The 14,074-nt window shown below is 67.8% G+C and carries 12 protein-coding genes and 1 pseudogene; 5 read left to right on the forward strand and 8 right to left on the reverse strand.

Annotated features, from left to right (window positions below):
- Window positions 1-47 precede the first annotated feature (47 nt).
- Window positions 48-350, reverse strand: coding sequence for a hypothetical protein (locus tag AC1DHY_RS03000; RefSeq protein ID WP_476880281.1), 303 nt, complete (start codon window positions 348-350; stop codon window positions 48-50).
- Between the two features lie 91 nt (window positions 351-441).
- Here AC1DHY_RS03000 and AC1DHY_RS03005 point away from each other — a divergent pair.
- Window positions 442-558, forward strand: a pseudogene (locus tag AC1DHY_RS03005) (nucleotide-binding YajQ family protein); the annotation flags it as partial.
- 144 nt (window positions 559-702) lie between these two features.
- On the opposite strand, the gene htpX reads toward AC1DHY_RS03005, so the two are convergent.
- Together htpX and AC1DHY_RS03015 are read right to left on the reverse strand one after the other, a co-directional pair.
- Window positions 703-1,572 (reverse strand): zinc metalloprotease HtpX, encoded by an 870-nt coding sequence (gene htpX / locus AC1DHY_RS03010; protein ID WP_476880278.1) that lies wholly within the window; start codon window positions 1,570-1,572, stop codon window positions 703-705.
- A gap of 64 nt (window positions 1,573-1,636) precedes the next feature.
- Window positions 1,637-2,908, reverse strand: a complete 1,272-nt coding sequence (locus tag AC1DHY_RS03015) for an MFS transporter (protein WP_476903128.1) — start codon at window positions 2,906-2,908, stop codon at window positions 1,637-1,639.
- 81 nt (window positions 2,909-2,989) lie between these two features.
- On the opposite strand from AC1DHY_RS03015, the gene AC1DHY_RS03020 reads away from it, so the two are divergent.
- The 3 genes from AC1DHY_RS03020 (at window position 2,990) to AC1DHY_RS03030 (ending at window position 5,730) form a co-directional block, all read left to right on the forward strand.
- Window positions 2,990-3,457 carry a Fur family transcriptional regulator gene (locus AC1DHY_RS03020; RefSeq protein WP_476880321.1) on the forward strand — a complete coding sequence of 156 codons (468 nt, stop codon included), beginning with the start codon at window positions 2,990-2,992 and terminating at the stop codon, window positions 3,455-3,457.
- 24 nt (window positions 3,458-3,481) lie between these two features.
- Window positions 3,482-4,981, forward strand: a complete 1,500-nt coding sequence (locus AC1DHY_RS03025; RefSeq protein ID WP_476880323.1) for a catalase — start codon at window positions 3,482-3,484, stop codon at window positions 4,979-4,981.
- Between the two features lie 113 nt (window positions 4,982-5,094).
- Window positions 5,095-5,730 carry a DUF2461 domain-containing protein gene (locus AC1DHY_RS03030; RefSeq protein WP_476880320.1) on the forward strand — a complete coding sequence of 212 codons (636 nt, stop codon included), beginning with the start codon at window positions 5,095-5,097 and terminating at the stop codon, window positions 5,728-5,730.
- 135 nt (window positions 5,731-5,865) lie between these two features.
- Here the strand turns inward: AC1DHY_RS03030 and AC1DHY_RS03035 are convergent, their stop codons facing one another.
- The 5 genes from AC1DHY_RS03035 to AC1DHY_RS03055 form a co-directional block, all read right to left on the reverse strand.
- A complete protein-coding gene (locus AC1DHY_RS03035; RefSeq protein WP_476880319.1) occupies window positions 5,866-7,437 on the reverse strand; it encodes an APC family permease in 1,572 nt (523 codons plus the stop codon).
- Window positions 7,438-7,564: 127 nt separating this feature from the next.
- Entirely contained in the window at window positions 7,565-7,972 is a 408-nt protein-coding gene (locus AC1DHY_RS03040; protein WP_476903129.1) for a DUF779 domain-containing protein, read from the reverse strand.
- A 146-nt stretch (window positions 7,973-8,118) separates the two neighbouring features.
- The gene (gene exaC, locus AC1DHY_RS03045; RefSeq protein WP_476880559.1) at window positions 8,119-9,642 is read right to left on the reverse strand and encodes an acetaldehyde dehydrogenase ExaC; all 1,524 of its coding nucleotides are present in this window, start codon (window positions 9,640-9,642) and stop codon (window positions 8,119-8,121) included.
- Between the two features lie 177 nt (window positions 9,643-9,819).
- Window positions 9,820-11,214 carry a helix-turn-helix domain-containing protein gene (locus AC1DHY_RS03050; RefSeq protein ID WP_476903130.1) on the reverse strand — a complete coding sequence of 465 codons (1,395 nt, stop codon included), beginning with the start codon at window positions 11,212-11,214 and terminating at the stop codon, window positions 9,820-9,822.
- A gap of 239 nt (window positions 11,215-11,453) precedes the next feature.
- Complete coding sequence (locus tag AC1DHY_RS03055) at window positions 11,454-12,890, reverse strand: FAD-dependent oxidoreductase (RefSeq protein WP_476878746.1); 1,437 nt, start codon at window positions 12,888-12,890, stop codon at window positions 11,454-11,456.
- Window positions 12,891-13,142: 252 nt separating this feature from the next.
- Here AC1DHY_RS03055 and rarD point away from each other — a divergent pair, with 252 nt between their 5' ends.
- On the forward strand, window positions 13,143-14,063 hold the full coding sequence (gene rarD / locus AC1DHY_RS03060) for an EamA family transporter RarD (protein WP_476878745.1): 921 nt from the start codon (window positions 13,143-13,145) through the stop codon (window positions 14,061-14,063).
- The last annotated feature ends 11 nt before the right edge of the window (window positions 14,064-14,074 follow it).

Raw genomic sequence — 14,074 nt, forward strand, 5'->3', positions numbered from 1 at the left:
CAGAAGGCGTGTCGGCGGCCTAGGCATTGGTCGGGCCGACTAATTCATTACACGTCGGGGAAATGACGAACTTGAAAAGCCGATTCCTGCCTCGCGCCAGATTGCGTGCGGACGGGAAGTGCATCGATCTTCACCAGGGCCCGGTGAATGGCCACGAGCAGCATGAAGAACCCCATCAGGCCCACCAATACACCGAAAATCGACAGAGCAACAAAGACCGCAAACAAAGCTTTATCGTGCCGAGCAGCAAATAACGTCGAGAGGAATATCCCGATGTAACTCAGCACCGGCCCTCCTAGGAACATCGTAATCCCGGCCACGAATATCCCAGCTGAATGTTTGAGCTTCACTTTTCCCCCAATTAGCACTACTGACTCCGCAAGAGTACAGCTCGTACCATTACCGCTAGCGGAAGCAGCGCCACTCATCAACGACCCGCGAGGCCAGGGCGACGAGCTGCGGGTGACGTCCAAGTCCCGCGACGACCTCCAGGAGACCATGGCGCTCCTGAAGAACTTTGACGAGGCCGACCTGCAGTTCGTGAACTTCCGCAGCTAGGGTCCGTACCCCTCGACGCGCAAAAAGGCTGGCGCTACCGGTATTCCGGTAGCGCCAGCCTTTTTCTGCGTCGCGGGACAGAAGGCGCGTCGGCGGCCACGGGGCGCGTCCGCAGGTGCCGGCGGGCCGAGATCAACCTGAGGCCTACCCCAGCGGACGCCCGGCCATCCCCTCGAGCCGGCTGATCCGCTCCCCCATGGGCGGGTGGGTGGAGAACATCCGGGCCAGGCCGCCGCCGCGGAACGGGTTGGCGATCATCAGGTGCGAGGCGTTCACCAGGCGCTGGTCCTGCGGCAGCGGCGCGAGCTGCACGCCCTGCTCGATCTTGCGAAGGGCGGAGGCGAGCGCCAGCGGATCGCCGGTCAGCGCGGAACCGTCCTCGTCGGCGTCGTACTCCCGGGTCCGGGAGATGGCCATCTGGATCAGCGACGCGGCAAACGGCGCAAGGAGGGCCATGGCCAGCAGTGCGATCGGGTTGGCGTTCCGGCGGTCGCCGCCGCCGAAGAACAGCAGCATCTGGCCAACCGAGGTGATCACGCCGGCGACGGCGGCGGCCACCGAGGAGGTGAGGATGTCCCGGTTGTAGACGTGCATCAGCTCGTGGCCGAGGACGCCGCGGAGCTCGCGGGCGTCCAGCAGCTGCAGGATGCCCTGGGTGCAGCACACCGCGGCATTCTGCGGATTCCGGCCCGTAGCGAAGGCGTTCGGCGCCATGGTCGGGGAGATGAAGATCCGGGGCATGGGCTGGTTGGCGCGGGCCGAAAGTTCCCGGACCATCTGGTGTAGCTGGGGCTCCTCGGCCGCGGTCACCGGATAGGCCTGCATGGACCGGATGGCGATCTTGCCACTGTTCCAGTACCCGTAGGCCGTGGTGCCCACGCCGATCAGCGCCATGATCCAGATGGGCGCCGAACTCCGCATCCCCGTCCCGATCAACGCCCCGAGGCCCAGCAGCACCGCCCAGAGCACGCCGAACAGGGCCGCCGTCTTCAGTCCGTTGTGATGGTTGTGCACTGATCCTCCCAAGCAATGCTGCGGTCGGGTGTCCGCGCGGAGCACCCACCTAGGAAACGAACCGCTACGGAACCGGGTTCCGCGCGTCGTACTTCAGGAAGCCGGACTGCCAGCGGGCCACAAGCCAGGCCACCACGGCACACAGCACGCCGCCGGCCAGCAGCACCCAGCCCTCACTGAGGAGCTTAGTCGCACCGCCGGCCAGCATGTCGCCGATCCGGGGACCGCCCGCAACCACCACCACAAAGACGCCCTGCAGCCGGCCGCGGAGGTGGTCCGGCGTGGCCGACTGCAGGATGGTGGTGCGGAAAACGGCGCTGACGGAGTCGGCGATGCCGGCCAGCGCGCAGCACACCGCGGCGGGGACCAGCCACAGGGTCACGCCGCCGGCACCGGAGCGGCCCGCCAGTACGACGACGAGTCCCAGCCCTGCGATCGAGGCGCCCCAGCCCATCACGGACCAGACCACGGCCGCGCCCTGCGCACGGACTCCCCCGAGGGGCCCGGAGAAGAGCCCGGCAAGGAAGGCGCCGACGGCGGTCGAGGCGAGCAGCACACCGACCGTTGCCTCGCCGCCGCCGATCATCAGGGCGCCGATGGCAGGCAGCAGGGCCCGGGGCTGGGCGAGGATCATCGCCACCAGGTCGATCACAAACGTCATCCGCAGGTTGGGGCGGGTGCCCAGGAAGCGGAAGCCCTCCACCACGGAGCGCAGGCCGGCCCGGTGCGACTCCTGTCCCGGCGGCATCGGCGGCAGCTTCAGGAGGGCCCAGACCACGAAGGCGAAGCTGGCCACGTCGATGGTGTAGGTCCAGGCGAACCCGACGGTGGCAACCAGCACGCCGGCCAGCAGCGGGCCGGCGGTCATGGTCAGGCCGAAGATCATCATGCTCAGGGCGTTGGCTGCGGGCAGGAGTTCCTTGCGGACCAGGACCGGGATAATGGCGCTGCGGGCCGGCTGGTTGATGGCCTGCGCACCGCTCTGCACCGCGACCATGGCGTACAGCAGCCAGACGTTGCCCAGGTGCAGCCAGGCCTGCAGCGCGAGCCCGACGGTGGTGAGCCACAGGACGGCGGAGGCGAGCAAGGCTACCTTGCGGCGGTCGTGGGCGTCCGCGATGGACCCGCCCAGCAGCCCGCCAATCACCAGCGGAACCAGGGCGAAGATGCTCAGCAGGCCCACGTAGAGGCTGTCCTGGGTGAGGCGGTAGACCTCCAGGCTCACGGCCACGAGGGTGAGCTGGCTGCCCAGGGCGGAGGCGGCTGATCCCAGCCACAGGCGGCGGAACGCCGGACTCTCGCGTAACGGCGTGATGTCCGCCAAGAATTTCCCCACCCGGCAACTCTAGTGGGACGCCCGGCTGAAATAAGCCCGCCCTTATTGTGAACAACTAAGAATAAGTGTTTGAATGGGGCCATGATGGATTCCGCGGACAGCAGCGAGGCATGGGCCACGGCCCTGCGCGCCCACGGCCGCCGCGTGACCAAACAGCGGCTGGCCGTGCTGGCCGCCGTCGCACGCCATCCGCATTCGCCGGCGGACGCCATCTTGGCCGCCGCCCGCGAGGAGCTGCCGGAACTGACCGCCCAGTCGGTGTACGTCGTCCTCGGCGACCTGACCGGGCTGCAGATGTTGCGCCGCTTCGAGCCGCCGCACTCCCCGGCCCTCTATGAGACGCGGGTGGGCGACAACCACCACCATGCCGTCTGCATCAGCTGCGGCCGCGTCGAAGACGTGGACTGCGCCGTCGGCCATGCGCCGTGCCTCACCCCGCACTGGGATGCCGGTTCCAAGCCGATGACCATCCAGATTGCGGATGTCCTGTACCAGGGCATTTGCGAGGACTGCCAGCGCACCCAAACACTTTCCGCCGACCGTAACTAAGTTAGAACCCGAAATAGGAGAATGATGACTCAGAACATCTCTGCGCCCGCAGTATCCACGACCCAAGCCGGTGCCCCCGTCACCTCCGACGCGCACTCGCAGTCCGTCGGCGCCGACGGCGCGATCATCCTGACCGACCACTACCTCGTGGAGAAGCTCGCCCAGTTCAACCGCGAGCGCGTGCCGGAGCGTGTGGTGCACGCCAAGGGCGGCGGCGCGTTCGGTACCTTCAAGACCACCGAGGACGTTTCCCGCTACACCAAGGCCGCCCTGTTCCAGCCGGGCACCGAGACGGACATGCTCATCCGTTTCTCCTCCGTCGCCGGCGAAAACGGCTCCCCCGACACCTGGCGCGACCCCCGCGGGTTCGCCGTGAAGTTCTACACCACTGAGGGCAACTACGACCTCGTCGGCAACAACACCCCGGTGTTCTTCATCCGCGACGGCATCAAGTTCCCGGACTTCATCCACTCGCAGAAGCGCCTTCCGGGCACGCACCTGCGCGATGCCGACATGCAGTGGGACTTCTGGACCCTCTCCCCCGAGTCCGCCCACCAGGTCACCTGGCTCATGGGCGACCGCGGCCTGCCGGCTTCCTGGCGTGAAATGCAGGGCTACGGCTCGCACACCTACCAGTGGATCAACGCCGCGGGCGAGCGCTTCTGGGTCAAGTACCACTTCAAGTCCAACCAGGGCGTGAAGTCCATGAGCGGCGACGACGCCGAGGCACTGGCCGGCTCGGACGCGGACTTCTACATCCGCGACCTGCAGGAGAACATCGCCGCCGGCAACTTCCCCTCCTGGGAGCTGCACGTCCAGGTCATGCCGTACGAGGACGCCAAGACCTACCGCTTCAACCCGTTCGACCTCACCAAGGTGTGGCCGCACAGCGACTACCCGCTGATCAAGGTCGGCACCATGGAGCTGAACAAGAACCCGGAGAACTACTTCGCGCAGATCGAGCAGGCCACCTTCGCGCCGTCGAACTTCGTGCCGGGCATCGCCGCCTCCCCGGACAAGATGCTGCAGGCCCGCATCTTCTCCTACGCCGACGCGCACCGCTACCGCGTGGGCACCAACCACGCCCAGCTGCCGGTGAACCTGCCCAAGAGCCAGGTCAACAACTACAGCCAGGACGGCGCCGGCCGGTACCACTTCAACGCCCCCTCCGTGCCGGTGTACGCCCCGAACTCCTTCGGCGGCCCCGCTGCCGTGGAGCCGCAGTCCCCGGCCGGTGGCTGGGAGCACGACGGCGAGCTGACGCTCTCCGCGCACTCCCTGCACGCTGAGGACAGCGACTTCGGCCAGGCCGGCACGCTGTACCGCGAGGTGTACGACGACGGCGCCAAGGCCCGCCTGCTGGACACCATCACCGGTGCGGTGAGCGGCGTCAAGAGCGCGGCCATCCGGGAACGTGCCATCCAGTACTGGACCAACGTCGACGCCGAACTCGGCGCCAAGCTGCGCGCCAACCTGGGTGCCGGCCAGGTGGAGTCCGACGCTGAGGCCGCCAACAAGGTCTAATCCCCGCCACAACAAACGCCCCGCCACGGACTCCGTGGCGGGGCGTTTGGCGTTATCCACATGGCCGGGGATTCTGCTCGCCTCCGCGGACGGCGGCTCCGTAGGATTTGACCATGAGCGCATTTACAGGCATTCCGGCGGACGCCTTCCGGTTTTACGCCGACCTCGAAGAGAACAACAACCGCGACTGGTGGCTGGAACACAAGCCTGTGTACGACGCCGCCGTGAAGGAACCGCTTACCCTGCTGCTGGCCGAGTTGGAGCCGCGTTTTGGCCCGGCAAAGCTCTTCCGCCCCAACCGGGATGTGCGGTTCTCAGCGGACAAATCGCCGTACAAGACCGCGCAGGGCGCCTTCGCGGCGCTGGACGAGGGGGTGGGGTTCTACCTCCAGCTCAGTGCCGACGGGCTCCTGGTCGGCGGCGGATGCCACACATCCACGCCGGCCCAGGTGGCACGCTTCCGCGGCGCCGTGGACGCTCCCGCCAGCGGGGAGACCCTGCAGGCGATCGTGGCCAAGGTCGCCGACGCCGGCTACGAGGTCGAGGGCGAGCAACTCAAGACCGTGCCGCGGGGCTTCGCGAAAGACCATCCCCGGGCGGAGTTGCTGAAGCACAAGTCCCTCACGGCCGGTGTGAACCTTGGCCAGCCCGGCTGGCTGGCCGGTCCAGGCGCCGTGGAGGAGGTGGCCAGGCGCTGGGAGGACCTGCGCCCGCTGGTGGAGTGGGAAGGCCGCTACGCCGCCCCCTGACGGTTACGCGGGGGCCCCGATGCCCGGGACGACAAACGCCGGGGCGGCACGGACCCGCCGGAGTTTCCAGCGGATTCGTGCGGCCCCGGCGTTGTCAATCCGGGCGGACGCTGATGCGCGGCCGTCTGCACCGGCTCAGGAGCGGGTGAAGGAGTCCTCGTCCTCGGTGGCGGCGGCCGGCCCGGTGTGGTCTGTGACCTGGTGGTCCGGGCCGTTGACGGCCGTCTTTGCCTCCGCAAACTTCTCGTTGAGGCGGGAGTGCCGCTTGCCGTAGGCGAAGTAGATCACAATGCCGATCACCAGCCAGATGGCGAAGAAGATCCAGGTTTCGACGGCCAGGTTGGTCATCAGGTACAGGCACAGCACGGCCGAGACCACGGGCAGCACCTTGCCGAACGGCACCCGGAACGCGGGCTTCAGGTCCGGGCGCTTCCGGCGGAGGACCAGGATGCCGAGGCTGACCATCACGAACGCGGAGAGCGTGCCGATGTTGATCATTTCCTCGAGCAGGTCCACGTTGGTGAGACCGGCCACCAGGGCCACGGCGGCGCCGCAGATGATCTGGAGGCGTGCCGGCGTCGCCCGGATGGTGCTGGTCTTCGAAAGGGACCGGGGCAGCAGGCCGTCGCGGCTCATGGCCATCACCACACGGGAGAGGCCCATGAGCAGCACCATGATCACCGTGGTGAGGCCCACCAGGGAGCCGAAGGCGATGACCTTGGCGGCGTCGGTGTTGCCCACGGCTTCGAACGCGGTGGTCAGCGTGGGGTTCTTCGCCTCGGCCAGCTTGGTGTAGGAGACCATGCCGGTCAGTGCGAGCGAGACCAGGATGTAGAGCACGGTGACGATGGCCAGGCCGCCGAAGATGCCGCGCGGCAGGGTCTTCTGCGGGTTCTTGACTTCCTCTGCGGAGGTCGCGACGACGTCGAAGCCGATGAAGGCGAAGAAGACGAGCGCTGCGCCCGCGAAGATGCCCAGGGTTCCGTACTGCGCGGGGGCCGCGCCAGTGAGGAAGCCGAAGAAGGACTGCTTGAGCACGTCGGTGGCGCCGGTGCCGCCGGTAGGCTCGGAGGCCGGGACGAACGGGGTGTAGTTCTCGAACTTCACATAGCTGAAGCCGACGACGATCACGAAGAGCACCACGGCGATCTTGATCAGCGTGAACACGTTGCCGACGCGGGCGGACAGCTTTGTCCCGAGCACCAGCAGCACGGTAAACACGGCGACAATGAGGAAGGCGCCCCAGAACAGGTCCACGCCGCCCACTGAGATCGACGGCGGAACGTCCAGGCCCATCAGCGCGAAGACCTTGCTGAGGTAGATGCCCCAGTACTTGGCGATCACGGCGGCCGCGGTGAAGAGCTCCAGGATCAGGTTCCAGCCGATAATCCAGGCGAGGACCTCGCCCATGGTGGCGTAGGTAAAGACGTAGGCCGAGCCCGCCACCGGGATGGCCGTGGCGAATTCGGCGTAGCACATGATGGCGAGGGCGCAGGTGACAGCGGCGATCGCGAAGGAAATGGTGACAGCCGGGCCGGCGAAGTTGGCGGCAGCCTTGGCCCCGACCGAGAAGATACCGGCGCCGACAGCAACGGCGACGCCCATGATCATCAGGTCCCAAGTACTGAGCGAGCGCTTCAACTTGCGTCCGGGCTCATCGGCGTCTGCAATCGACTGCTCGATGGATTTGGTCCGGAAAAGGTTCATAGGAAGTCCAAAATTTCGGTAGCTGGTGGGGAAACAGACCTATTAAGGATAGTGTCCATCCACTGGACGGCCGCTTTTATCCCACTATGTGAGACGTCGGGCCGCCACCGAACGCGGACCGGGGCGGCTAGGCGGGCCAGTCCATCAGGGTCGAACGGATCAGGAAGCGCTTTCCCTCGGGCGCTTCCACGGAGAAACCACTGCCGCGGCCGGTCACGACGTCCACCGTCAAGTGCGTGTGGCTCCAGTAGTTGAACTGCTCCTTGGACATCCAGAACTCCAGCGGCTGGGGCTGGAGCCCGTCCGAAATATCGAACAGGCCCAGGAGCACGTCCGAGTCGCCGGTGAGGAACTCCCCCGCCGGGTAGCACATGGGGGACGACCCGTCGCAGCATCCGCCGGACTGGTGGAACATCAGCGGGCCGTGCTGGAGCCAGAGTTTGCGCAGCAGCTCCACGGCCTCGGGGGTAAGGGCCACCCGGGAAAAGTCCTCGCCGGGCTGCGTCACTGCGGCGTCGAGCCTGCTTTGGGTCATCGTGGCTGCTCCTGGAAGTGGGGTGGGAGTCGGGGTGGCTGGTGGGGGTTGGGGGGTGGCGCCTGGTGGGGAATCAGACGAGCAACGGGGACCGGCGAAGCGGGGCGGACCTGTCCGGTCCGCCCCGCCGCGCGGGCCGCGCGGGTTTAGAAGAAGCCGAGCTTGTTCTCGTTGTAGCTGACCAGGAGGTTCTTGGTCTGCTGGTAGTGGTCCAGCATCATGGCGTGGTTCTCGCGGCCGATGCCGGAGGACTTGTACCCGCCGAACGCGGCACCGGCCGGGTAAGCGTGGTAGTTGTTGACCCACACCCGGCCCGCCTGGATTTCGCGGCCGGCACGGTATGCGACGTTGCCGTTGCGGGACCAGACGCCGGCGCCGAGGCCGTAGAGGGTGTCGTTGGCGATGCCCATGGCGTCGTTGTAGTCGCTGAAGCGGGTCACCGAGACCACCGGGCCGAAGATCTCCTCCTGGAAGATCCGCATCTTGTTGTGGCCTTCGAAGATGGTGGGCTGGACGTAGTAGCCGCCCGCCAGGTCGCCGGAGAGCTCGGCGCGGGCGCCGCCGGTCAGGGCCTTGGCGCCCTCCTGCTGGCCGATGTCGATGTAGGAGAGGATCTTCTCGAGCTGGTCGTTGGAGGCTTGGGCGCCGAGCTGGGTGTCGGTGTCCAGCGGGTTGCCCTGGATGATCTTCTGGGTGCGGGCCAGCGCGTCGGCCATGAAGGAGTCGTAGATGCCTTCCTGGACCAGGGCGCGGGACGGGCAGGTGCAGACTTCACCCTGGTTGAAGGCGAAGAGCGTGAAGCCTTCCAGGGCTTTGTCGTAGAAGGCGTCGTTGGTGTCGGCGACGTCGTTGAAGAAGATGTTGGGGCTCTTGCCGCCGAGCTCCAGGGTGACCGGAATCAGGTTCTGGGACGCGTACTGGCTGATCAGGCGGCCGGTGGTGGTCTCGCCGGTGAAGGCGATCTTGCGGATCCGGGGGCTGGAGGCGAGCGGCTTCCCGGCCTCCACGCCGAAGCCGTTGACCACGTTGACCACGCCGGCGGGCAGCAGGTCGCTGATCAGTTCCATCAGCACCAGGATGGAGGACGGTGTCTGCTCGGCGGGTTTGAGGACGACGGCGTTACCGGCGGCCAGCGCCGGAGCCAGCTTCCAGACGGCCATCAGGATGGGGAAGTTCCACGGGATGATCTGGCCGACGACGCCGAGCGGCTCGTGGTAGTGGTAGGCGGTGGTGTCGTCGTCGAGCTGGGAGAGCCGGCCCTCCTGGGCGCGGACGGCCGACGCGAAGTACCGGAAGTGGTCGGCGGCGAGCGGGATGTCGGCGTTCAGGGTTTCGCGGATCGGTTTGCCGTTGTCCCAGGACTCGGCGACGGCGAGCATCTCGGTGTTCTCGTCGATCCGGTCGGCGATCTTGTTCAGGATGGCTGCGCGCTCGGCGACGGAGGTTTTGCCCCACGAGGGCGCCACCTTGTGCGCGGCGTCAAGCGCGAGTTCGATGTCCTCTGCGGTACCGCGGGCCACCTCGCAGAAGGCCTTGCCGGTCACCGGGGTGATGTTTTCGAAGTACTGGCCCTTGACCGGGGCGACCCATTCGCCGCCGATCCAGTTCTCGTAGCGGTCCTTGAAGGTGACCTTCGAACCATCGGTACCGGGCTGTGCGTAGACGGTCATTGCGAGCTCCTTTGCTGTGCAAGATGGGTGGCGGGAGCGGCACAGGTGTCCTGCGGCCGCCGCTGGCACCAGCCTAGGAGCGCCGGGGTTGCAAGAAGGTTGCATCCCTGTGAGCCGGATCACGCCGCCCGGCAGACCCCGGCAGGGACCCTCCCGGATTGTGCGCGCAGGGTGTGGTCAGGCGCTGAGTTCGGCTTCGAGCCGTTCGAGGTCCGCGACGACGGCGGCCCGCTTGGGTGAGCGCGGCGGCAGCAGCTTCAGCGCGGCAGTCCGGACCTCGACGTCGTCCGCGGCTTCCGGCAGCCCGGCGTACTTCAGCAGCGACTCGGCGCTGCCGTCGGTGAGCACGGCCTCCCGCAGCAGGGACGAGACCCGGTGGCGGAGCGCGTTGATCCCCGGCGCCTCGGAGCGCGGCAGGACGGAGCCCCGGTAGATCTCGAGCGCGATCCGGTGCGCGCCGCGCTGCAGGCAGCTGAGGACCTGGCCGGAATCCGGGACCAGGTCCAGCGGCAGCCGGTAAGGGCGGGACTCCGGGACGGCGTCGGGGTTGAGTTGCTGCAGGACCTTCCGCAGCCGCACCATCTCGGCACGCAGGGTCATGGTGGAACCGTCACGCGGGTAGAGCAGGGCGCTGAGCTCCTCCGCGGTCAGGCCGTCCGGGTGGGTGCTGAGCAGCGCCAGGATCTCGCTGTGCCGGGCGGAGAGTGTCACGGTGCGCCCATCGATACTGAGCAGCGCCTGGTCGCGGCCGAGCAGTTGCAGGCTGTTCCGGTAGAGGCTGCCGGTGGCGGGCCGGCCGGTCCGCCGTGCGGCACCCGCGTGGGCGGCCGGCGTGCCGGGGGTCCGGCGCCGGCCCGGTGCGGCCTGCCGGGCGGCCGCGAGCTGGAGCCGCTCCACCCGCAGGTGCGCCTGGGCCGCGGCAACGGTCGCCTCAACGAGGGACAGCGTGTGCGGCGCGACGGCGGATTCGGTGCCGGTGATGTCGACGACGCCGAGCAGCGCGCCGGAGTCGGGGTCGTGGAAGGGCACGGCGGTGCAGCTCCACGGGTGCACGGAGCGCTTGTAGTGTTCGGCGCCGGCGATCTGGATTCCGCGGCCCAGGGCCAGCGCGGTGCCCGGGGCGCTGGTTCCCACGGTGGCCTCGGACCAGTCGGCACCGGGGACGAACACCATCCCTTCGGCGCGGCGCTGCATTGCCGGGTCCCCCTCGACCCAGAGCAGCCGGCCCACCTCGTCCCCCACGGCCACGAGCATCCCGCTGTCATGGCTGGGCAGAACGAGGAGCTTGTGGATGACGGGCATGATTGCGGCCAGCGGATGCTGCCGGCGGTATTCCTCAAGTTCCTCGCGGTCCATGGCCAGCGGGGCTTCGGGATGGTCCGGGTTGGCGTGCAGCCGGGCGGAGCGTTGCCAGGATTCGCGGATCAGGCTGCGGAGCCCGGGGAGCGGTTCCCCGCCCAGGCCGAGGGATTCCAGGTGCTCATGGCCGGCGCGGGCCTGCTTCTGGCGCAGTTCCGGGCTGACTCCGTTGCCGGAACCGCGCAGGGCTGCCTGCTCGACCGGATTCTTCATTGAACTCCCACCTGAAGGGCACCCTCGGCTGCGCACCGCGTTCTGCGCACGACGGCGCACGGGAGGCGGCGCCGTCCCCCGAGTCTACGGGGCGATTCGGGCCCCCGCCAGAGGATCCGCGGGGCCTCGGCCGACGCGCCTCACGCCCCTCGACGCGCAAATCACCCCTCGACGCGGTAATACCCGGTGCGCCAGGGGATTTGCGAGTCGAGCGGCAGGATGCGCCGCGGCAGGGAGGCTCAGTCCCGGGAGATCCGGATCATCTCGTCCCGCGGCACAACCTTGATGCGTTCGCGGACGACGCCGTCGACCCCTTCGGGCGCGGTCCAGGCCGCGCCGAGGGCGAGCTCGTGCGCGTCCAGCTTGTTCCAGCCTTCCCAGGTGGTGTACTGGATGCCGCGTTCGTCGAGCAGGTCGATGATGGCCTGCGGGTCCGGGTTCTGCGCCGGCGGAAGGGTCAGCCGGTCCTCAAGCAGGAAGCCGATGGTCTCGAGGGCGTCGCCCTTGGTGTGGCCGATCAGCCCCACGGGGCCGCGCTTGATCCAGCCGGTGGCGTAGATGCCGGGCACGGTGTTGCCGTCGGCGTCCAGCACCCGGCCGCCCTCGTTGGGGATGACACCGCGCCGGGCGTCGTAGGCCAGTTCGTCCAGCGGGGACCCGTGGTACCCGATGGCCCGGTAGACGGCCTGGACCGGATAGTCGACGAACTCGCCGGTGCCCTTGACGTTGCCCGTGCCGTCCAGCTGCATCCGCTCAAACTTGATGCCGGTGACGGCGCCGGGGTGCGCGGCGTCGTCGTGGATTTCCACCGGGTTGTGCAGGAAGTGCAGGTGCAGCCGGCGGGACGACGGCTCTTCGGCCTCGGCGTGTTCCTCGACCAGCCAGTTGCCCAGGGTGTTGACCATGGTCTTGATCTGGTTGTTGGTGCGGATTGCCTCGTCGGAGGCTTCGTCAAACTCGAAGTCCTCCGGGTAGAGCACGATGTCGACGTCGTTGGCGTGGCTGAGTTCGCGCAGTTCCAGTGGGGTGAACTTCACCTGCGCCGGCCCGCGGCGGCCGAAGACGTGGACGTCCGTGACCGGCGAATCCTTGAGGGCGCGGTACACGTTGTCCGGGATCTCGGTGACCAGCAGGTCGTCCGCGTGCTTGACCAGCATCCGGGCGACGTCGAGGGCCACGTTGCCGTTGCCGATCACGGCGATTTCCTTGGCCTCCAGCGGCCAGTCCCGGGAGACGTCCGGGTGGCCGTCGTACCAGGAGACAAAGTCGGCGCCGCCGAAGGAGCCCTCAAGATCGACGCCGGGGATGTCCAGGTCCGCGTCCTTGATGGCGCCGGTGGAGAAAATCACGGCGTCGTAGAAGGCGCGGAAATCGTGCAGGGTCAGGTCCCGCCCGTACGTGACGTTGCCGAGGAAGCGGATGTCGCCGCGGTCCAGGACCTTGTGCAGGGCATTGACGATGCCCTTGATGCGGGGGTGGTCCGGCGCCACGCCGTAGCGGATGAGGCCGTAGGGCGCGGGGTAGGCCTCGAACAGGTCGATGCTGACTTCGAAGTCGCCGTCCTTGACCTCGTTGGACTTGGTCAGGATGTCAGCGGCGTAGACACCGGCCGGTCCTGCGCCGACGATCGCGACGCGGAGGGGACGTTTGGACGGAGATTCGGCCGTGTTGGACACCGGGAGCCCTTCTGAGTCATAGCGGGTGCGCCGGAAGTAACAGCGCACAGTCCCCTATTCTAAATGTCCCCGCGCCGTGCCGTGCCCGGCGGCAGGAATAGCCGCCCGGAGGGTGGTGTTATTGGTCTTGTGTCTATCTCCGACGGCTCCCCCGTTTCCGCAGCCTTGACGTCCCCGGCCGACGCCGCTCCCGCCCCGGGAGCCGCCCCCGTCGCGGGCAGCTCGTCCGCGACGGTGTCGGAGCTGAAGGCCGTGGACAAGGACACGACGACGGGAATCCTGTTCGGGATCGGCGCTTACGGTTTGTGGGGCCTGCTTCCGCTGTACTTCTTTGTGCTGCAGCCGGCCAGCGCCGTCGAAATCGTGGCCAACCGTGTGGTGTGGTCCCTGCTCTTCTGCGTCCTGCTGATCACCGTAACCCGCACCTGGCGGGTGATCGGGGCCGCGTTCCGGAACCGGACCGTGATCGGCCCGCTCGGCCTGGCGGCCGGCCTTATCGCCGTGAACTGGCTGACCTACACGTACGGCGTGACCACGCGCCAGGCCGTCGAGACGTCGCTGGGCTACTTCATCAACCCGCTCGTTTCGGTGCTGCTGGGCGTCTTTGTGCTGAAGGAGAAGCTCCGCCCGCTGCAGTGGGCCGCCGTCGGGATCGGCTTCGTCGCCGTCGGTGTCCTGACCTACTCCTACGGCAAGCTGCCGTGGATCGCCCTGACCCTGGCCTTCAGCTTTGGGCTCTACGGCTTCGTGAAGAAACGGGTGGGACCTCGGGCGGATGCGATCACCAGCCTCTCCGTGGAGACCATCGTGCTCTCCCCGCTCGCCGGCGTCACCATGATTGTCCTCGCCACCACCGGGGCCGCGTCCCTGACCACCCAGGGCGCAGGACACTTCTGGCTACTCGTCGCCTCCGGCGTCATCACGGCCGTTCCGCTGCTGTTCTTCGGCGCGTCCGCCCGGCGGCTGCCGATGACCACCATCGGGCTGCTGCAGTACTTCGCCCCGGTGCTGCAGTTCATCGTGGCCCTGGTGGTCTTCAAGGAAGCCATGACCCCGGAGCGCTGGATCGGGTTCGGCGTCGTCTGGCTCGCACTGCTGCTGCTGACCGCGGACATGCTGCGGACCGCCCGGAAGAATTCCGTGACGCGCCGGCTGGCCCGGGCCGCCGCCTAGGCGAACGCACC

This window comes from Arthrobacter sp. 05L44, assembly GCF_056397605.1.

Excerpts from the sequence above, each read along its gene's own strand:
- AC1DHY_RS03020 (WP_476880321.1), top strand. The coding sequence starts at position 2,990 with ATGATGGATTCCGCGGACAGCAGCGAGGCATGGGCCACGGCCCTGCGC.
- AC1DHY_RS03025 (WP_476880323.1), top strand. The coding sequence starts at position 3,482 with ATGACTCAGAACATCTCTGCGCCCGCAGTATCCACGACCCAAGCCGGT.
- AC1DHY_RS03030 (WP_476880320.1), top strand. The coding sequence starts at position 5,095 with ATGAGCGCATTTACAGGCATTCCGGCGGACGCCTTCCGGTTTTACGCC.
- AC1DHY_RS03035 (WP_476880319.1), bottom strand. The coding sequence starts at position 7,437 with ATGAACCTTTTCCGGACCAAATCCATCGAGCAGTCGATTGCAGACGCC.
- AC1DHY_RS03040 (WP_476903129.1), bottom strand. The coding sequence starts at position 7,972 with ATGACCCAAAGCAGGCTCGACGCCGCAGTGACGCAGCCCGGCGAGGAC.
- exaC (WP_476880559.1), bottom strand. The coding sequence starts at position 9,642 with ATGACCGTCTACGCACAGCCCGGTACCGATGGTTCGAAGGTCACCTTC.
- AC1DHY_RS03050 (WP_476903130.1), bottom strand. The coding sequence starts at position 11,214 with ATGAAGAATCCGGTCGAGCAGGCAGCCCTGCGCGGTTCCGGCAACGGA.